The organism is Streptomyces sp. NPDC104367 (assembly GCF_055583825.1).
The window spans coordinates 66,124-84,231 of record NZ_JBVJND010000015.1 but is presented as its reverse complement, the minus strand read 5'-3'; the positions used below and the strand labels follow the sequence as shown (position 1 = coordinate 84,231).

The 18,108-nt window shown below is 73.8% G+C and carries 13 protein-coding genes; 3 read left to right on the top strand and 10 right to left on the bottom strand.

Features of this window, described 5'->3' with window-relative positions:
• Positions 1-42: 42 nt before the first annotated feature.
• Entirely contained in the window at positions 43-1,545 is a 1,503-nt protein-coding gene (locus tag ACZ619_RS23205; protein ID WP_469601959.1) for an acyl-CoA synthetase, read from the bottom strand.
• A 305-nt stretch (positions 1,546-1,850) separates the two neighbouring features.
• Here ACZ619_RS23205 and ACZ619_RS23200 point away from each other — a divergent pair, with 305 nt between their 5' ends.
• From ACZ619_RS23200 to ACZ619_RS23190, 3 genes are all read left to right on the top strand, one after another.
• Complete coding sequence (locus ACZ619_RS23200; RefSeq protein WP_469601956.1) at positions 1,851-3,179, top strand: cytochrome P450; 1,329 nt, start codon at positions 1,851-1,853, stop codon at positions 3,177-3,179.
• A complete protein-coding gene (locus tag ACZ619_RS23195; protein ID WP_469601953.1) occupies positions 3,163-4,170 on the top strand; it encodes a (-)-alpha-amorphene synthase in 1,008 nt (335 codons plus the stop codon). The genes ACZ619_RS23200 and ACZ619_RS23195 overlap by 17 nt, the downstream gene beginning before the upstream one ends.
• 178 nt (positions 4,171-4,348) lie before the next feature.
• A complete protein-coding gene (locus ACZ619_RS23190) occupies positions 4,349-7,258 on the top strand; it encodes an ATP-binding protein (RefSeq protein WP_469601950.1) in 2,910 nt (969 codons plus the stop codon).
• 1 nt (position 7,259) lies between these two features.
• Here ACZ619_RS23190 and ACZ619_RS23185 read toward each other — a convergent pair whose 3' ends face one another.
• From ACZ619_RS23185 to ACZ619_RS23145, 9 genes are all read right to left on the bottom strand, one after another.
• Positions 7,260-8,813, bottom strand: a complete 1,554-nt coding sequence (locus tag ACZ619_RS23185) for an acyl-CoA synthetase (RefSeq protein ID WP_469601948.1) — start codon at positions 8,811-8,813, stop codon at positions 7,260-7,262.
• Positions 8,810-9,919: a nitronate monooxygenase gene (locus tag ACZ619_RS23180; RefSeq protein ID WP_469601946.1), complete on the bottom strand. Its 1,110-nt coding sequence runs from the start codon at positions 9,917-9,919 to the stop codon at positions 8,810-8,812. The genes ACZ619_RS23185 and ACZ619_RS23180 overlap by 4 nt, the downstream gene beginning before the upstream one ends.
• 71 nt (positions 9,920-9,990) lie before the next feature.
• Positions 9,991-11,556, bottom strand: a complete 1,566-nt coding sequence (locus tag ACZ619_RS23175) for a phytoene desaturase family protein (RefSeq protein WP_469601943.1) — start codon at positions 11,554-11,556, stop codon at positions 9,991-9,993.
• 121 nt (positions 11,557-11,677) lie between these two features.
• Positions 11,678-13,909, bottom strand: coding sequence for a serine/threonine-protein kinase (locus ACZ619_RS23170; protein WP_469601940.1), 2,232 nt, complete (start codon positions 13,907-13,909; stop codon positions 11,678-11,680).
• 115 nt (positions 13,910-14,024) lie between these two features.
• On the bottom strand, positions 14,025-14,870 hold the full coding sequence (locus tag ACZ619_RS23165) for an oxygenase MpaB family protein (protein WP_469601937.1): 846 nt from the start codon (positions 14,868-14,870) through the stop codon (positions 14,025-14,027).
• 9 nt (positions 14,871-14,879) lie between these two features.
• Positions 14,880-16,058, bottom strand: a complete 1,179-nt coding sequence (locus tag ACZ619_RS23160) for an acyl-CoA dehydrogenase family protein (RefSeq protein ID WP_469601934.1) — start codon at positions 16,056-16,058, stop codon at positions 14,880-14,882.
• 117 nt (positions 16,059-16,175) lie between these two features.
• Positions 16,176-16,970, bottom strand: a complete 795-nt coding sequence (locus tag ACZ619_RS23155) for an SDR family NAD(P)-dependent oxidoreductase (protein WP_469601931.1) — start codon at positions 16,968-16,970, stop codon at positions 16,176-16,178.
• A 12-nt stretch (positions 16,971-16,982) separates the two neighbouring features.
• Positions 16,983-17,510, bottom strand: a complete 528-nt coding sequence (locus ACZ619_RS23150; RefSeq protein WP_469601929.1) for a cupin domain-containing protein — start codon at positions 17,508-17,510, stop codon at positions 16,983-16,985.
• A 126-nt stretch (positions 17,511-17,636) separates the two neighbouring features.
• The gene (locus ACZ619_RS23145) at positions 17,637-18,080 is read right to left on the bottom strand and encodes a MarR family winged helix-turn-helix transcriptional regulator (protein ID WP_469601926.1); all 444 of its coding nucleotides are present in this window, start codon (positions 18,078-18,080) and stop codon (positions 17,637-17,639) included.
• Between the last annotated feature and the right edge of the window lie 28 nt (positions 18,081-18,108).

Sequence of the window (18,108 nt, the reverse complement as noted above, 5' to 3'; positions counted from 1 at the left end):
GCCGGAGGCCGCGCCCGGCGGGGCACCGGACCTCCTGTGGTGTCACGGTGTGTCACCGAACCGGTCCCGCAGCTCCCGTTTGAGGATCTTGCCGCTGGCGTTGCGGGGCAGCGCCTCCACGAACAGCACCCGCTTGGGCGCCTTGAAGGCGGGCAGCGTCTTCTTCACATGGGCGATCAGCTCGGCCTCGTCGGTCTCGCCGCGCGGCACGACGACGGCGGTGACCGCCTCGATCCAGCGCTCGTCGGGGAGGCCGACGACGGCGGCCTCGGCGACGGCGTCGTGGGTGTAGAGGGCGTCCTCGACCTGGCGCGAGGCGACCAGGACGCCACCGGAGTTGATGACGTCCTTCACCCGGTCGACGATGGTGTAGTAGCCGTGGGCGTCGCGCACCGCGAGGTCACCGGAGTGGAACCAGCCGTCCCGGAAGGCTTCCTCGGTCTCCTCGGGCTTGTCCCAGTAGCCCTCGCACAGCTGCGGCGAGCGGTAGACGATCTCGCCGGGCGTGCCGTCGGGCACGTCCTCGCCGTCCTCGCCGACGACACGCGCCTCCACGAACAGCACGGTCCGGCCGCAGGAATCGAGCCGCCCCTTGTGCTCCTCGGGCGCGAGCACGGTGGCCAGCGGGCCGATCTCGCTCTGTCCGAAGCAGTTGAACAGGGCCAGTTTCGGCAGCCGTGCACGCCACCGTTCGAGGACGGGCACCGGCATGACCGACGCGCCGTAGTAGGCCTTGCGCAGTCCGCCCAGGTCGCGGTCGGCGAAGTCGGGCCGGTTGGACAGCGCGATCCACACGGTGGGCGGCGCGAACAGGCTGTCCACGCGGCCGGCCTCGATCAGGTCGAAGAGGGTGTCCCCGTCGGGTCCGTCCAGGACGATGCTGGTCGCGCCGACCGCCAGGTAGGGCAGCAGGAACACGTGCATCTGGGCGGAGTGGTAGAGGGGCAGGGCGTGCGCGGGCCGGTCCCCGGCGCTCAGGTCGAGGGCGGCGATCGCGCTCAGGTACTCGTGCACCAGCGCCCGGTGGGTCATCATCGCGCCCTTGGGCTGCGCGGTGGTGCCCGAGGTGTACAGCAGCTGCACCAGGTCCTCGGTACGCGGCTCGGGACCGTCGTACGGCGGCGCCTCCGCGAGCAGGGCGAGGAGCGAGCCGTCGGCGTCGCGCAGCGGCAGCGCCGGTACGCCGTCGGGCAGCCGACCGGCGAGGTCGGGGTCGGCGAGCACCAGCGCGCTGCCCGACTGGCGGACGATGTAGGCGAGGTCGTCGCCGGTCAGGTTCTGGTTGACGGGCACGTGCACCAGGCCGGCGCGGGCGCAGGCGAGGAAGGCGATCAGGTAGGCGTCGGAGTTGTGTCCGTAGGCGCCGACCCGGTCGCCGCGCTCCAGGCCCCGGTCGAGCAGCGCGCTCGCCGCCCGTGAGACGGCGTCGTCGAGTTCCTCGTACGTCCAACGGCGTTCGCCGTACTCCAGCGCCACCCGGGCCGGGGTGCGCCGGGCGCTGCGTCGCAGCACCCCGTCAACCGTGCTGCCCTGTCCCTGCGTCATGGCTCATGATCCTCGGGCCGTCGCCGGGACAGGTCAAGCGCGGCCGGAACCGCGAGGGGCGCGGGGGCACTTGAGCGGCGGGGGAACACGCAGTAGGTGCACAGTGCATCAACCGTTGTCCACGCGGCGTGGACCGCGCTTCGGATTGCCCCCGAGCGCCCCCGCTGGAGAAAGGTTTCACGAATTCCGGACCGCGCTGAACTGGGCAAGAGGCTTCCATGACTCATGTCATGCGTGGACAGAGAAGAACATGGACGACGGGTACGGCTCCCGGCGCCTTTCCGTTCCTCGGGCACGGTATCGCCTTGTACCGACGGCCGCTGGCCTTTCTGGACTCCCTGCGCGCGCACGGCGATCTGGTCGGGATACGGCTCGGACCCCGGCGCGCCTGGATGGTGTGCGACCCGGACCTCACCCACGAGGTGCTGGGGGATCCGCGCACCTTCGACAAGGGCGGCCCGCTCTACGACCGGCTCGGGAAGCTGATGGGGGACGGCCTCGTCACCTGCCGCCGGTCGACGCACCGGGAGAAGCGCCGGCTGCTGCAGCCGGACTTCCGGCCCTCCCGTGCCGCCGCCTGCGCGGACCTGGTCGCCGAGGAGGCCGAGGCGGTGTGCCGGGCCTGGCCGGCGGACCGGGCGGTGCCCGTGACGGAGGCCATGCTGACCCTGACGACGCGGGTGATCAGCCGGGTCCTGCTCTCCGACTCGCTGGACGACACGACCGGCGCCGAGGTGCGGGACTGTCTCGCCGACGTCGTCCGCGGTCTCCTCGTCCGCACGGTGCTGCCGATCGACGCCCTGTTCCGCCTGCCCGCCCCCGCCAACCGCCGCTACCGGCACGCGCTCTCCCGCCTGCACACGATCATCGACACCGTCATCGCCGGGCGGCGCGGGGGCCCGGCCCGCGAGGACGTGCTGGGCACGCTGCTGGCGGCCGCGGACGGCGCCGGCGCGGCGGCGCCGCTCGGCGACCAGGAGATCCACGACCACCTGATCACCCTGCTGCTCACCGGCGCCGAGACCTCGGCGCTGACCCTGGCGTCGGCCTTCGGCCTGCTGGCCGGCCACCCGGAGGCGGAGCGCCTGCTGCACGCCGAACTCGACACCGTCCTCGCCGACGGCCGCCGGCCCGGCGCCGGGGACCTGCCGCGCCTGCTCCACACCCGCTGCGTGGTCCTGGAGACGCTGCGCCACTCGTCGCCAGGCTGGCTCTTCACCCGCGTCACCACGAGGGAGACCGAACTCGCCGGACGCCGGCTGCCCGAGGGCGCGACCGTGCTCTACAGCCCCTACCTCCTGCACCACGATCCGGCGTCGTTCCCCGACCCCGGGCGCTTCGACCCCGGCCGCTGGCTGCCGGGGCGGGCCGGCGCCGCGCAGCGCCGCGCGATGCTGCCGTTCGCCGCGGGCAGCCGCAAGTGCCTCGGTGACGAGTTCGCCATGGTGGAGGTCACCCTGGCGCTCGCGACCATCGCGGCGCGCCGCCGGCTGCGGCATCCGCCGGGGTACGCCCCGCGGCCCCCGCGCCCCGCGATCACGCTGGGCCCGCGCTCCCTGGTCATGACCTGCGAAGTCCGCCCCCGCTCCGCCGACTCCCGATCGACAGGTGATGACGTTGTCGACAGCGCATGACGAGAGGGCCGTCGGCGCACCGGACGGGGCGTCCGGCTCCAGCCTCAGGGACCTGATCGACGCCCACCTCCGCGCGCCCTTCCCCGTCCGGCGCAACCCCCACGAAGCCGCGGCGACGGCCGCCGTGGACGCGTGGCTGGCCGCCCGGGGGCTGATGGACGAGCCGGACACGGCGACGATGATCGCCCGCACCCGCCCCGCCGAGCTCGCCTCCCTCACCAGCCCCGCCGTCGACGCGGGCCTGCTGGAGATCGTGGCCGCCCAGATCGCCTACCAGTTCGTCTTCGACGACCTGGCGGAGGAGGTCGGCCGGTGTTCACCGGGCCGGCTGCTGCCCATGCTGCACGAGAGCGTGGAGATCCTGCGGGACGGACGGCCGCCCCGCACCCCGCTCGGGGCCGCCCTCGCCGACCTCCACCGGCAGGTCCGGGAACGGTGCACGCCCGCGCAGGCCGCACGCTGGGCCTGGAAGAGCCGCGAATACGTGCACGGCCTGCTGTACGAGGCGGTGGCCCAGGCCCAGCCCCGCCTCGTGCGGCCCGGGGACTGCGCCTCGATCCGCTCGCTGACCGCGGGCGTCGAGCCGTTCCACCCGCTGTGCGAGGCCGCCCAGCCCCACGAACTCTCCCCCGGCGAACTCCATCACCCGGCCGTGGAGCGGCTCGGCAGGCTGTCGGCCGACGCAGCGGTGTGGATACCCGACCTGTTCTCCGCGGTCAAGGAAGAGCGCACGGGCGGAATGATCAACCTGGCCCTGGCCCGTCGGCACGAGCACAACTGCTCGCTCCAGGACGCCGTCCTCCTGGCCGTCCGGCAGATCAACGACACGATCGCGGAGTTCGAGCGCCTGCGCGCCGAGGTCGGGCCGGAGCTGAGCCCCGCCGCGGCCGGTTACGTGGAGGGCATGACCGGCTGGATCCAGGGGTGTTACCACTGGTCCCGCACCGTGCCGCGGTACGCGGACGCGACCCGGGTGCCCGCCGTGCCGTAGCGGCGGCCGGACAGCCGCGCGTCGGCGCACGGGGCCATTCGAACCTCTTACCCGATGAGCGGACATTGTCCCGCCCACAGTTCACGATTCACCCTATGGTGCCCAAACCGCCCTCTGTCGCCTCTTCGGGGCGTACGCTCGGCTGCCCCGGGCCGAACGACAGAAAGCGGTACGGCACATGGCGACGGAGCCTCGGCGATCGCTCACGGACCGGCCGACGTTGATCGAACGCCGCCGGGAACTGGAGGCCCTCGACGCCGCCTTCCAGGAGCTGCGGCGCACCACCGACGGTGTGCCGCGGGCCAGGCGCCGGGGGCTGCTCGCGCTGACCGGGCAGGCCGGGCTGGGCAAGACGGCGCTCATGACGGAAGCCCGCGCCCGGGCCGTCGCGCACGGCTTCACCGTGCTGTCGGGGCGGGGCGGCGAGTCCCAGCAGCGGTCGGCGTTCGGTGTCGTGCGCCAGTTGATGCAGCCCTCGCTGGCCCGCATGGGCGAGGAGGAACTCCGCGCCTTCCTCGGGAGCTGGTACGACACCGTCGCCGCCGTGCTCGGTCTGGAGGCGGGCGGCTCCGCCCCCGCCCCGGACCCGACCGGGGTCCGCGACGGCCTCGACTGGGTCATGACGCGTCTCACCGTCCAGCAGGCGCCCGTGGTCCTGCTCGTGGACGACGTGCACTGGGCGGACCCCGAGTCCCTGAGCTGGCTGGTCTCCTTCGCCTCACGGGTCGAGGACCTGCCGCTGCTGATCGTGGTCGCCTACCGCTCCGACGGCCTGCCGCCGGAAGCGGGCGGGCTGCGCACGCTCGTCGCCGATCACGGGAGCCGCCCCCACGACCTGGCCCTGCTCAGTCCCGACGGGGTGGCGCGGATCGTCAGGAGCGAGATCGGCGCGGCCGCCGAGGACGGGTTCTGCGGGGAGTGCTGGTCGGCGACCTGCGGGAGCCCCTTCGAGGCGGTGGAGCTGGCCATCGGACTCGCGGAGCGGGACCTGCGCGGCACCGGGGACGACGTGCCGGCGATGCGTGAACTGGCGGCGGAGATCAAGGGCCCGGGTCTGATCGAACGGCTCAAAAGACTCGGGACCCCGACCGTCCGCTTCGCGCACACGGCCGCCGTACTGGGCTCACCCTTCTCCGCGCAGCTCGCCGCGACCGTCGCGGTGCTCGGCGAGAAGGCCGCCGAGGAGGCGATCGGGAAGCTGCGCGCGGCCCGCATCCTGACGGACAGTCACAGTCGGGAGGGGGAACTCGAGTTCGTCCATCCGCTGATCGCCACGACGATCTACGCGTCCATCGGCACCGACTTCCGGGCCGGTATGCACGACGCGGCGGCCCATGCGGTCCTCGCCGCCGGTCACGGTCCCGTCGCCGCCGCCCGGCATCTGCTCGAAGTCCCCTGCGACGGCGACAGCGAGACGGTGGAATGCCTGCGCGAGGCCGCCCGCGCCTACCTCCGCGCGGGCGCCACCGAGGCGGCGCAGCGGCTGCTGACCCGCGCGCTCCAGGAACCGCCGCGCCCCGAGGAACGTGCCGCGATCCTGCACGAGCTGGCCTGCTCCACGTTCCTGATCGAGCCCACCGCCACGGTCCGGCACCTGCGCCGGGCGCTGGCGGAACCCGATGTCGAGCCGGACCTGCGCGCGTCCATCGTCTTCCGGCTGACGCAGGCCCTCGCCCACACCGACCAGCTGGCCGAGGCGGTGCGGGTGGCCACCGAGGAGGCGCGGCGGGCCACGAACCCGCGGGTCAAACTCCGTATGCAGGCCGACCGGTTCGTCTGGGGCATGTTCCGCGCCGACGACCGCGACTCCCCCGCGCGCTCCCGGACCCTGGCGCGGCTGGCCGCCCAGCTGCCCGGGCACAGCCTGGAGGAGCGCTACATCTTCGGGCTGCGGGCCTGGGACGCCGTCATGCGCGGCGAACCGCGGCAGACCGCCCTCGCCTACGCCGGGAAGGCGCTGGAGGGCGGGATGGGGTGGACCGCCGAGAACCGGGGCTTCGAGGTGCCCGCCTCGGTCGCGCTGGTCCTCATGTACGGCGACCAGCCGCGCCAGGCCGAGGAGCTGTTCGCCGAGGGCATCGCCTCGTGCCTGGCCAAGGGGTGGTGCGGCTCCCACCTGGCCCTCGGCCGGACCCTGGCCGGCTACATCCGCTACCGCCGCGGCTGCCTCGCCGACGCCGAGGAGCTCGTCCGGCAGGGGCTGGGCATCGCCGCCAAGGTGGAAGGGGCGGTGCCCGCCCAGTGGTTCGCCATCGGCATCATGATCCAGATCCAGCTCGCCCGCGGGCGCGTCGCCGAGGCGCGTTCGATCGCCGACGCGTACGGCTTCGGCGAGACGACTCCGAACGCCGTGATCTACCCCGACCCGCGCGTCGTCCGCGCGGAACTCCTCCTGGCGGAGGGCCGGCACGCCGAGGCGGCCCGGCTGCTGGCCGCGGTCGGGGAGTGGCTGGACGCGCGGGCCTGGCGCAACCCCGCCTGGTGCCCCTGGCAGTCGCGGCTCGCGGCCGCGCTCGCGCCCACCGCCCCGCAGGAGGCGGTCGGTCACGCCCGGGACGCGGTGCGGCGCGCCCGGGAGTTCGGCGCGGCCTCCGCCGTCGGACAGGCCCTGCACGCCCTCGCCGAGGTGACCTGCGGGCCGGCGGCCGTCGAGCTGTACGCCGAGGCCGTCGGGCAGCTGGAGCAGTCGCCCGCCGCCTACGAACTCGCCCGCGCACAGGTCGGCCACGGTGCCGCGCTGTCCCGCAACGGCCGCCTCCAGGAGGCGGCCGACCGGCTCTACCAGGGACTCGAAGGAGCCGTCCACTGCGGGGCCGAGGCGCTCGTCGCGCGGGCCAGGGAGGAACTGTCCGCGGCGGGGCTGCGTCCGCTGCCGCTGCGCTACGCGCAGGAGGACACGCTGACCGGGCAGGAGTCACGGGCCGCCGAACTGACCGCCCGGGGCCACCCGGTGGCGGTGGTCGCCAAGGAACTGGGGCTCAGGGAACAGGGCGTGCGGCAGTTGCTGTCCCGCGTGTACCGCAAGGCCGGCACCGATGCCACCGGCCTGGCCGGGTTCCTGGCGACCCGTCCCGAGCCGCCCGCGTGAGTCACACCTGCCGGGTGCGCCCCTCCCAGTAGGGGTCCCGCAGCCGTCGCTTGTACAGCTTGCCGTTGGGGTCGCGGGGCATCTCGGTGATGAAGTCGACGCTCTTGGGCCGTTTGTAGCCGGCGAGCCGCTCACCGCAGTGGGCGAGCAGGGCGGCTGCGAGATCGGGGCCGGTTGCGTGTCCGGGGGCCGGCTCGACGACGGCCTTGACCTCCTCGCCCCAGTCGTCGTGCGGGATGCCGAAGGCGGCCGCGTCGGCGACGGCGGGGTGGGAGAGGAGCACCGACTCGATCTCGGCGGGGTAGATGTTGACCCCGCCCGAGATGATCATGTCGATCTTGCGGTCGCGGAGGAAGAGGTAGCCGTCCTCGTCGAGGTAGCCGAGGTCGCCGACGGTGAAGAAGTCGCCGATGCGGTTCTTCGCCGTCTTGGCCTCGTCCTTGTGGTACGAGAAGCCGCCGGTGTTCATCTTCATGTAGACGGTGCCGAGTTCGCCGGCGGGCAGCCGGTTGCCGTCGTCGTCGAAGACCGCGAGTTCGCTGATCGGCCAGGCCTTGCCGACCGTACCGGGCTTCTTCAGCCAGTCCTCGGCGGTGGCGAAGGCGCCGCCGCCCTCGCTGGCCGCGTAGTACTCCTCCACGCTGGGCCCCCACCAGTCGAGCATCGCCCGCTTGACGTGGTCCGGGCAGGGGGCGGCGCCGTGGATGGCGTGCCGCATGGAGGAGACGTCGTAGCGTGCGCGCACGTCCTCGGGGAGGGCGAGCAGGCGGTGGAACTGGGTCGGGACCATGTGGGTGTGCGTGCACCCGTGCGCGTCGATCAGGCGCAGCATCTCCTCGGGGGTCCACTTGTCCATGAGGACCAGGCGGTGGCCTATGTGCAGCGACGCGCTCGCGAACTGGAGTACGGCGGTGTGGTACAGCGGCGAGCAGACGAGGTGCACGTCGTCGCCGAACGGGCGGATGCCGAAGATGCCGAGGAAGCCGCCGAGGTAGGCCTCCTCGGGGAGTTTGCCGAGCAGCGGGCGGCGGATGCCGCGCGGGCGTCCCGTCGTACCCGAGGTGTAGTTCATGACCCAGCCGAGTTCGCGGTCGGCGGGCGCCGAGTCGGGCTGCCCGTCGAGGAGTTCGGCGTACGGCCGGAAGCCCTCGACCGTGCCGACGGCGTACCGGTGGGTGGCGGGGAGGCCGGCCTCGTCGGCGGCCCGGCGGGCGGGGCCGGCGAAGCGTTCGTGGGCGAGGAGCACCTTGGCGCCGGAGTCGGCGACGATCCAGGCGATCTCCGGGCCGACGAAGTGGTGGTTGACGGGGACCAGGTAGAAGCCGGCCTGGGTGGCGGCCAGGTGGGCGGTGAAGAACTCGACGCCGTTGGGCAGGACGACGGCGAAGGCGTCGCCGCGGCGCAGGCCGGCGGCGCGCAGTCCGTGGACGAGCCGGTTCGCGGCGGCGTGCAGGCGGCCGGCGGACCACTCCTCGCCGTCGGGTGCGACGAGCACCTCGCGGTCGGGGTCGTGGGTGGCCTGGGCCCAGAATCCGGCGGGGGGCGTGCTGGTCATGTGCCGCTCCTTCCGGCGATGCGGTTGATGCGGTCGACGGCCTTCTCGAAGCCGCGGGTGAGGTCGTCGAAGAGGTCCTGGACGCTGCGTTCGGCGGTCATCCGGCCGACGATCTGGCCGACGGGGGTGCCGAGCAGCGGCTCGACCTCGTACTTCTGGATGCGGGTGAGGGCCTCGGCGACGAGCAGGCCCTGAAGGGGCATGGGGAGGGTGCCGGGTCCGTCGGAGGCGTCCCAGGCGTCGGTCCACTCGGTGCGCAGCTGGCGGGCGGGCTTCCCGGTCAGGGCGCGGGAGCGGACGGTGTCGCCGGAGCCCGCGGCGAGCAGTTTGCGGGTGACGGCGGGCGAGGAGAGGTCGGCCTCGGTGGCGGTCAGCCACAGGGAGCCGAGCCACACGCCCTGGGCGCCGAGGGCGAGCGCGGCGGCGGCCTGCTGCCCGCTGCCGATGCCGCCGGCGGCCAGCACGGGCAGCGGGGCGACGGCCTCGACGACCTCGGGGGTGAGCACCATGGTGGCGATCTCGCCGGTGTGGCCGCCGGCCTCGTAGCCCTGTGCCACGACGATGTCGATGCCCGCGTCCCGGTGCTTGACGGCGTGCCGGGCGCTGCCCGCGAGCGCGGCGACCAGGACGTCCCGGTCGTGGGCGCGGGCGATGACGTCGGCGGGCGGGGAGCCGAGGGCGTTGGCGAGCAGCCGGATCGGGTAGTCGAAGGCGACGTCGAGCTGGGTGCGGGCGACCTGCTCCATCCATCCGGTGATGCGCCACCCGGAGGCCTCGCCCGCGGCGAGTTCGGGCACGCCGTACTTGGCGAGGGTGTCCCTGACGAACTGCCGGTGCGGCTCCGGGATCATCCCCTCGACGTCGGCCTCGGTGACGCCCTCCACCTTCTTGGCCGGCATGACGACGTCGAGCCCGTACGGTTTCCCGTCCACGTGCGCCTCGATCCAGTCGAGGTCGCGTTTGAGGTCGTCGGGGGCGGTGTAGCGGACCGCGCCGAGCACTCCGAAGCCGCCGGCCCGGCTGATGGCCGCGGCGACGGCGGGAAACGGCGTGAAGCCGAAGACGGCGTGCTCGACTCCCAGGGTCTTGCTCAGCTCCGTCTGCATGGGCGCAGGATGCCGCAGTCACGCGACCGACGGAAGAGCTTTTCTGATGCTCCGTCAGATTTCTGGCGTCGTCACTCCCCCGCCAGCACCGCCATCGCCGCGTTGTGCCCCGGGACCCCGCTCACGCCTCCGCCGCGGACCGCGCCCGCTCCGCAGAGCAGCACGTTGGGGTGGCGGGTCTCGACGCCCCAGCGGCCGGTGGAGTCCTGGGCGTAGGGCCAGGACAGGTCGCGGTGGAAGATGTTGCCGCCGGGCAGGCGCAGGTCGCGTTCGAGGTCCAGCGGGGTCTTGGCCTCGATGCAGGGGCGGCCGTCCGCGTCGAGGGCGAGGCAGTCGGCCAGCGGCTCGGCGAGGTGGGTGTCGAGCTGGGCGAGCGTGGACTTCAGCAGTTCGCCGCGTACGCCGTCGTTGTCGTCGGCGAAGAGCCGGGCGGGGGTGTGCAGACCGAAGAGGGTGAGGGTCTGGTAGCCGCGTGCGGCCAGGTCACGGCCGAGGATGGTGGGGTCGGTCAGGGAGTGGCAGTAGATCTCCGAGGGCGGGGCGTCGGGCAGCGCGCCCGCGGCGGCCTGGGCGTGGGCGGCGGCCAGCTGCTCGTAGCCCTCGGCGATGTGGAAGGTGCCGGAGAACGCCTCCCGCGGGTCGACGGCGGTGTCGCGCAGCCTGGGCAGCCGCTTGAGCAGCATGTTGACCTTGAGCTGGGCGCCCTCGGCGGGCTCCGGGGCCGGGTCGCCGGTGAGGGCGGCGAGTTCCCTCGGGGAGGCGTTGACCAGGACGTGCCGGGCGGCGGCGATGCCCTCGCCGTCGGCGGTGCGGTAGGCGACCTCGGCGCCGCGGCCGTCCGTGTCGATCCGTACCGCCTCGTGCCCGGTGGCGATCACCGCGCCCGCCGCGCGCGCGGCGGCGGCCAGCGCGTCGGTGAGGGCTCCCATGCCGCCGACCGGTACGTCCCAGGCACCGGTGCCGCCGCCGATGACGTGGTAGAGGAAGCAGCGGTTCTGGCGCAGCGAGGTGTCGTGGGCGTCGGCGAAGGTGCCGATCAGCGCGTCCGTGAGGACGACTCCGCGCACCAGGTCGTCGGCGAAGTTCTCCTCGATCGTGACGCCGATCGGCTCCTCGAACAGCGCCCGCCAGGCCTCCTCGTCGTCGATCCGGGCGCGCAGGTCGGCGCGCGAGGGCAGCGGCTCGGTGAGCGTGGGAAAGACCCGTTCGGCGACCCGGCCGGTCATGCCGTAGAACCGCTGCCAGGCCCGGTACTCCGTCTTGCCGCCGGTCAGCCGCTCGAAGGCCTCGCGGATGCGCCGCTCGCCGCCGCCGACCAGCAGTCCGGTGGGCCGGCCGGCGCGCTCGACGGGGGTGTACGACGAGACGGTCCGGCCGCGGACGCGGAAGTTCAGGCCGAGGTCGCGGACGATCTTCCTCGGCAGCAGGCTGACGAGGTAGGAGTAGCGCGACAGCCGTGCGTCGACGCCGGTGAAGGGGCGGGTCGAGACGGCGGCACCGCCGGTGCGGCCGAGGCGCTCCAGCACGAGTACGGTGCGGCCGGCGCGGGCGAGGTAGGCCGCTGCGACCAGGCCGTTGTGGCCGCCGCCGACGATGATCGCGTCGTAGGTCCGGGGGGCTTCGGTGGCAGGGGGCATGACTCTTCGTAACACATGATGATCTATGCGGGACAGAGGCGTGCCGGGGAGCGCCGTTTGCGGGTGCGGGCCGGGTGTGGCTGGTCGCGCGGTACCCCGCGCGCCTCTGGCGCGCGTCTCGTTACCGTCCGCCGGACAGGTGCTGCCGGCGTCGGGCCGCGACTCTGCGGTACAGCTCCACCGCCTCCGGGCCGCGGCCCAGCTGCTCCAGGCAGTGTGCCTCGTCGTTCCTGCCGGCCAGGGTGTCCGGGTGGTCCGGACCCAGGACGTGTTCGCGGGCGGCCGCCACGCGCCGGTACTCGGTCAGCGCGTCCGCCCAGCGGCCCAGCCAGCCGAGGCCGACGGCGACCTCGCGCCGGCTGGCCAGGGTGTCGGGGTGGTCGGCGCCGAGCACCCGCTCACGGACGGCGCACACGTCCCGGGCCTCCGCGAGCGCCTCCTCCCAGCGGCCCAGGCGGCCCAGGTTGACGCCGAGGCCGTGGCGGGCGCGCAGGGTCTCGGGGTGGGCGGGGCCCTGGACGCGGGTGCGGTCGTCGATCAGGGCGCGGTAGACGGCGAGCGCGTCGGTGCTGCGGCCGAGGCGGCCGAGGCTGATGCCGGCCTCGTAGCGGGCGGCGAGGGTGTCGGGGTGGTCGGGGCCGAGGGCGCGGGCACGGGCCTCGGCGACCTCGCGGTAGGCCTGGAGCGCCTCCGGCCAGCGGCCCAGCCGACCGAGCGCGTAGGCGACCTCGAAGCGGGTGACCAGGGTGTCGGGATGCTGCGGGCCGAGCACGCGGGCCCGGTCGGCGGCCACGTCGTGGGCCATCCGGTACGCGTCCTCCAGGCGGCCGAGTCTGCCCAGGTTGAAGGCGAGGTTGTGGCGGCAGCGCAGGGTGTCGGGGTGGTCGGGGCCCCTCAGCCGCTGCCGGACGGCGAGTACGGCCGTGTAGGTCCGGTGGGCGTCGAGGTGGCGGCCCAACTGGCCCAGGACGTAGGCCGTTTCCTGGCGGGCGGCGAGGGTGTCGGGGTGCTCGGTGCCGAGCACCCGCTCGCGGACGCGGGTGACCTCGGTGTACGCGCGCAGGGCGTCGGCGGCGCGGCCGGTGCGGCTGAGGGTGAACGCGATCTCGTAGTGGCTGGCGAGGGTGTCGGGGTGGTCGGCGCCGAGCAGGCGGGCGCGTTCGGCGGCGACGGCGCGGTGCACGTCGCCCGCCTCGGCCCAGCGGCCGAGCCGCCCCAGGCTGAGCCCCGCGTTGTGGCGGCCGGCGAGGGCGGCGACGGCCTCCGGGGTGGGGCTGGGGACGGTGGGCGGGGGCTCCGCGACGCCGGTGGCGGCGCGCGCGGTCCACTCTGCGGTGAGTCCGGCGCCCGGGTCGGGCGGGGTGGTGCGCAGGGCGGCGCCGGTCGCCTTGGGGCCGGTGGTCATGGACCGGGTCCAGGCCGGCAGCCGGTCCCGCCGGCCGGCCTGCTCCGGGGTCCCGAGCCCCGGTCGGGCGGCCACCACGGTGGGGACGTACGTGGACGTCGCCCGCCCGGAGCTGATCCGGCGGCCCAGCTCCTGAGCGTCGTAGGGCCGTTGTCCGGGGCGTTTGGCCAGCAGGTCGAGGACGATCCGCTCGAACCAGCCGGGCAGTTCGGGTCGGCGGTCGCGGAGCGGGGCGGGCGGGGTGTCGCGGTGGCCGACGAGGATCGCCCAGGCGTCGTCCAGGTCGAACGGCGGTGCCCCGGTGGCGATCTCGTACAGCACGCAGCCCAGTGAGTACAGGTCGCTGCGCTGGTCGACCTCGGCGCCGCCGATCTGTTCCGGGGACATGTAGTGCGGGGTGCCCATGGCGATCCCGGTGCCGGTCAGCCGGGAGGTGAAGCCGATGTCGTGGCCGAGGCGGGCGATGCCGAAGTCGCAGAGCTTCACCGTGCCGTCGGTCAGCCGCACGATGTTGGCGGGTTTGAGGTCCCGGTGCACGATGCCCTGCCGGTGGGTGTAGGCGAGGGCGGCGGCGACCTGCTCGGCGATGTCGACGACGTCACCGACGGGCAGCGGCCGGTGTCCGCCGTGCTCCAGGAGCCGGCTGAGGTCGCGGCCGTCGAGCAGTTCCATCACCAGGTAGAGGACACCGTCGTACTCGCCGAAGTCGTGGATGACGGTCACCCCGCGGTGGGAGAGCGCGGCGGCCACTCTCGCCTCGCGGCGGAAGCGCTCGCGCAGCACCCGGGTGAAGGCCTGGTCGTGCTGCGGGCCGAGCGGCTTGAGGCACTTCACCGCGACCTGGCGGCCCAGGGACTCGTCGTGGGCGCGCCACACCTCGCCCATGCCGCCCCGCCCGATCAGGTCGAGCAGCCGGTACCGGCCCTGGACCAGCCTGCTGTCAGCCATCGCGCGCCGTCGCCCCCCGTCGTCCCCGGCCCCGCCCGCCCCGGGCCGCCACAACGGTGCGACCGCGCCGCGATGGCCGTGTCCGGGACACCCCCTACTCGTCCAGTATGGCGGCCTAATGCCCGAGTTTGTACGGTGCCGGGCGCGCGTCCGGACCGAGCCTCGCCATGGCCCGCAGGATGTGTTTGGGCGGGAGCTGCCAGCGCAGACGTGCGGGAACGCGGCGCAGCAGGGTGCCGGTGGCACGCAGCCGGCGGGTGACGACGGCGGGTTCGGGGGCCGGTCTGCCGTAGAGCTCGTGGGCGTACGGCGGCAGCGAGGCGTACGCCAGTGCGGCCACGCGCCGCCACAGCACCTCGCGCGCCGGTACCAGGAGCGGGTGCGTCGGCGGACGGAGCAGGAAGTCGTCCACCGCGTGCGCGTCGGCTCCGGCGGCGAGCAGGGGGCGGACCTTCTCGAAGTAGGCGGCCATCTCCTCCCGGTCGCCGGGCACGGTGTCCGGGTCGAGGCCCACCAGGCGGGCGCTGACGCGGTGTTCGGCGAGGTAGCGGTCGGCGTGGGCGTCGGTGAGGGGGAAGCCGGAGCGGCGCACGACGTGCAGGTAGGAGTCGATCTCGGCGCAGTGCACCCACAGCAGGAGTTCGGGTTCGTCGACGGCGTAGCGCTCGCCGGTCTCGGGGTCGGTGGCGCCCAGCTTCCCGTGGATCCTCCGGATGCGGGCCCCGGTCCGCTCGGCGGCCTCGGTGGTGCCGTAGGTGGTCGTGCCGACGAAGCTCGCGGTGCGCAACAGCCGGCCCCAGGCGTCGCGCCGGAAGTCGGAGTTCTCCATGACACCGCGCACGACGCGCGGGTGCAGGGCCTGGAGGTAGAGCGCGCGGATGCCGGCGACCCACATCATCGGGTCTCCGTGCACCTGCCAGGTGACGGAGGCCGGGGTGAACAGTCCGGGGTCGGCGCCCATGGGGGCAGGCTAACGCCGGACCCGCGGCATCCCCAGTCCGATCCAGGAGATGATCTCGCGCTGGATCTCGTTGTTGCCGCCGCCGAAGGTGAAGATGACCGCCGAGCGGTAGCCGCGCTCCAGGTCGCCGTGGAGGACGGCACCGGCCGATCCCTCCTTGAGCGGGCCGGCCGCGCCGACGACCTCCATCAGCCAGGCGTAGGCGTCGCGGCGGGCCTCGGAGCCGTAGACCTTGACGGCGGAGGCGTCCTGCGGGGTGAGGGTGCCGTCCTGGACGGCGCTCACCATCTGCCAGTTGAGGAGCTTCATGGCGTCGAGCCGGGTGTGGGTGCGGGCGAGGTCGCGGCGGACCCAGGCGAGGTCGATCACCCGGCGGCCGTCGGCGAGCTTGGTCTCCATGGCCCAGCGCTGGACGTCGTGCAGGGCGCGGATCGCCATGGTGCCGTGGGCGGCGAGGGTGACCCGCTCGTGGTTGAGCTGGTTGGTGATCAGCCGCCAGCCCTGGTTCTCCTCGCCGACCCGGCGGGAGACGGGGACGCGGATGTTCTCGTAGTAGCTGGCGGTGGTGTCGTGGGAGGCGAGGGTGTTGATCACCATGCAGGAGTAGCCGGGGTCGGTGGTCGGCACCAGGAGCATGGTGATGCCCTTGTGCGGCGGGGCCTCGGGGTCGGTGCGGACGGCGAGCCAGACCCAGTCGGCGGTGTCGCCGTTGGTCGTCCAGATCTTCTGTCCGTCGACGACGTACTCCTCGCCGTCCCGGACGGCCCTGGTCCGCAGGGCGGCGAGGTCGGTGCCGGCGTCGGGCTCGCTGTAGCCGATGGCGAAGTCGATCTCGCCGGACAGGACGCGCGGCAGGAAGTACGCCTTCTGTTCCTCGGTGCCGAACCGCATGATCGTCGGGCCGACCGTGTTCAGCGCCATGAGCGGCAGCGGGACGCCCGCCTGGGCGGCCTCGTCGAAGAAGATGAACTGTTCCATCGCGGTCAGGCCGCGCCCGCCGTACTCCTTCGGCCAGCCCACCCCGAGCCAGCCGTCGGTGCCCAGCCGCCGGACCGTCTCCCGGTAGAAGCGTTTCTGCGCGGCCGGGTCGGCGTAGCGGGCGTAGGCGTTGTCCGGCACCAGGCCGGCGAAGTAGGCGCGCAGCTCGGTGCGCAGCCGCTGCTGCTCGGGCGTGTGGTCGAGGTGCACGGCGCCTCCAGGCTCCCCAAGGGCGGTCCTGACGGCGCACACCGTAGAACGTGTTCCAGAAATTGGGAATGGCGGCGCGTGCCCGGGTCCGTCCTGACGGGTCTCCCGGCGAACGGTTCAGCCGGGGAGTACGGTCGACCAGCCGCCGTCGACGACCAGGTTGGCTCCGGTGACGTAGGACGCCTCGTCGGAGGCGAGGAAGACCGCCGCGTTGACGACCTCGTCGGGGCGGCCGACCCGGCCGAGCGGGATGTGGCGGCCGATGGTCCGCATCGGGTGGTCGTCGGCGAGCAGGTCGCCGCGGGAGCCCTCGGTGTCGATCATTCCGGGGCTGACGCAGTTGGCGCGGACGCCGTGCGGCGCACCCTCGGCGGCGAGCTGCCGGGTCAGGGCGATGACGGCACCCTTGGACGCCGAGTGGGCGGTGCGCCGGTTGGTGAGCGAGCCGGTCAGTCCGGCGGTCGAGCCGACGGTGAGCACACAGCCCCGGCTGCGGACCAGATGCGGCCAGGCGACGTGCGCGGCGAGCCACACGGAGTCCAGCTCGGCGCGCAGGGTGAAGGCGAAGTCCGCGTACGGCTGGGTGTCGACGGCCCCGAAGCGGACGGCGCCGGCGTTGGCGTAGAGGACGTCGACCCGGCCGTAGGCGCTCACGGCCGCCGCCACCCAGGCCCGGACGGAGTCCTCGTCGGTGACGTCCAGCGGGCCGGGGGTGAGGGCGGTGCCGCCCGCCCCGGTGACGATCCGCTGGGTCTCCAGCGCGCCCTCGTGCAGCAGGTCGCCGCCGACGACGACCGCTCCCTCGGCGGCGAACCGCACCGCGGCGGCCCGCCCCTGGCCGCGGGCCGTGCCCGAGATCAGGGCCACCTTTCCCGCGAGCCGCCCGGTCGTGGACGTGGTCCGGGATGTCACGGACGGCCTCCCTCAGGACTCGTCGGCGGCCAGCGGGCTGCCGAGGAGGGAGTCGGTCACCCCGGCGCCGAGCAGCTTCAGCAGCGACTCGTCGAAGAAGCCGTCGACCAGGACGAACACCATCCGGGCGGCGGTGTCCGTGCGGTTCTCCCAGCGGTGGTCGGTGCCGCGCTGGATCACCACGTCCCCGGCGCGCAGCACCCGCTCGGAGTCGTCGAGGACGAGGACGACCTCGCCGTCCAGGACGATGCCGTAGTCCACGGTCCGGGTCCGGTGCATCGGGGAGACGCAGCCGGGCGGGAACTCGTTGACGCGGATCTTGGTGCCGCCGGGGGCCGGCGGCACCGTCAGGTCGCGCTCGGTGGGCTCGGCGGCCGCGGCGGGGGCGAGGGGGGCCGGCACGGAGTCGGTGTTCCACATCTCGTAGAAGGCGGCGCCGTCGGGAGCGGTCCGGATGACGGGCGGCGGGCCGTCGGAGAGGAACACGGAGGTACCCGTCTCGTCGTGACCGGTGACGATCCGGCGCGGCGGCTGGCTCATGGGGGCGCTCCTCTTTCGGGTTGCCGGTGCGGAACTCCTGTCACGCTAGGCACCCGGAAGGCCCGGCGGAAACCCGCGTTCACGATGCCAGGCATCGGTGACGGGGGCGGTGCCGGACCCGTCGCCTCAGGGGGCGGCGACGAACGGCGGCTCGCCCCAGTCGGCGGTCAGGGCGTGGCGCAGCGCGTCGACGGCCGGCCGGCCGATCCGCTCGGCGAGGACCGACTCGATGAGCCCTATCGTGGCCTGCGCCCGCTCGTGGACGCGCTGCCCGTCGTCCGTCGTGCGGATCAGCACCCGGCGCGCGGACTCGGGGTCGGGGACCTGCCTCAGCAGCCCCATGCCGATCAGGCTGTGCACCGCCTGGTGGGCCGTCTGGCGGGTGACGCCGATCCTGCGCGCCAGCTCGGAGACGGTGGTGCCCTCCACGTCCAGCATCGCGAAGACCGAGGCCTGGGCGGTGGTCACCGGCTGCTCCCCCGCCGCCTCCATGCTCGCGAAGAGCGCGTCCTCGAACCAGCGCCTGGCTTCGGAGAACAGCTGCGGGACGTTGGCGGACCGATGACTCATGGCTCCTCGAATGGTCGGCGACGAGTCG

Bases quoted from the DNA above. Each gene is read 5' to 3' on its own strand.
- ACZ619_RS23185 (WP_469601948.1), bottom strand. From the start codon at position 8,813: ATGACCAGCACGCCCCCCGCCGGATTCTGGGCCCAGGCCACCCACGAC.
- ACZ619_RS23150 (WP_469601929.1), bottom strand. From the start codon at position 17,510: ATGAGCCAGCCGCCGCGCCGGATCGTCACCGGTCACGACGAGACGGGT.
- ACZ619_RS23175 (WP_469601943.1), bottom strand. From the start codon at position 11,556: ATGCCCCCTGCCACCGAAGCCCCCCGGACCTACGACGCGATCATCGTC.
- ACZ619_RS23190 (WP_469601950.1), top strand. From the start codon at position 4,349: ATGGCGACGGAGCCTCGGCGATCGCTCACGGACCGGCCGACGTTGATC.
- ACZ619_RS23165 (WP_469601937.1), bottom strand. From the start codon at position 14,870: ATGGGCGCCGACCCCGGACTGTTCACCCCGGCCTCCGTCACCTGGCAG.
- ACZ619_RS23145 (WP_469601926.1), bottom strand. From the start codon at position 18,080: ATGAGTCATCGGTCCGCCAACGTCCCGCAGCTGTTCTCCGAAGCCAGG.
- ACZ619_RS23170 (WP_469601940.1), bottom strand. From the start codon at position 13,909: ATGGCTGACAGCAGGCTGGTCCAGGGCCGGTACCGGCTGCTCGACCTG.
- ACZ619_RS23205 (WP_469601959.1), bottom strand. From the start codon at position 1,545: ATGACGCAGGGACAGGGCAGCACGGTTGACGGGGTGCTGCGACGCAGC.
- ACZ619_RS23180 (WP_469601946.1), bottom strand. From the start codon at position 9,919: ATGCAGACGGAGCTGAGCAAGACCCTGGGAGTCGAGCACGCCGTCTTC.